Origin of the sequence: Psychrobacter pasteurii (assembly GCF_900162815.1) — a bacterium.
Classification (GTDB): Bacteria; Pseudomonadota; Gammaproteobacteria; order Pseudomonadales; family Moraxellaceae; genus Psychrobacter; species Psychrobacter pasteurii.
The window spans coordinates 1-535 of the sequence record NZ_FUGD01000186.1 but is presented as its reverse complement, the minus strand read 5'-3'; the positions used below and the strand labels follow the sequence as shown (position 1 = coordinate 535).

Annotated in this window: 1 protein-coding gene; it reads right to left on the bottom strand. The window is 43.0% G+C overall.

Translation table 11 applies throughout. The features are described 5' to 3' along the window. Positions 1 to 6: 6 nt before the first annotated feature. Positions 7 to 535 (bottom strand): helix-turn-helix domain-containing protein (locus A1232T_RS13230; protein ID WP_244152479.1); only part of this gene is annotated, 529 nt, incomplete at its 5' end.

The window sequence follows — 535 nt, the reverse complement described above, 5'->3', positions numbered from 1 at the left end:
ACGCTTTTAGGCATCTTGGCGATGTCTAGCAAAGCTGATAAAGGATAATCTTGCCTTAGTCCTTCGATGAGCCTTGCTTTTTGCTTGCTTGTTCCTGCTTCCTGAGCAAGTGAGCAAGGCATCCAGCTTTTTTAGATAGGCAACCTCCGCACGAAGATATTCATTTTCACGCTTAAGCTCCGCTAGTGTCTTTTCATCATCTGGCTTGGCTGTGATATAGGGTTTACTCATGGCGGTTCTACCTTGACGTTTAGAAGTGAGTCCAGACAAGCCTTGTAGCCGATATGCTTTGTGCCAGTGACTGATTAATGCCGGTGAGCTGATGTTAAATTTAAGTGCGACCTGTGATTGGCTTAAATCTTGCTCTAGCATGGTAGTTAATACTTTGTGTTTAAACTCACGACTATAGTAGGTTTTGCTTGTCTTTGGCTTTATCGCATCTATACCACCGCTTTGATATTGCTTCACCCATTTATGTACAAATTGTGGGTTTACATTAAACTTCTTAGCTGTGGCAGCTCCAGTATGTCCTTGC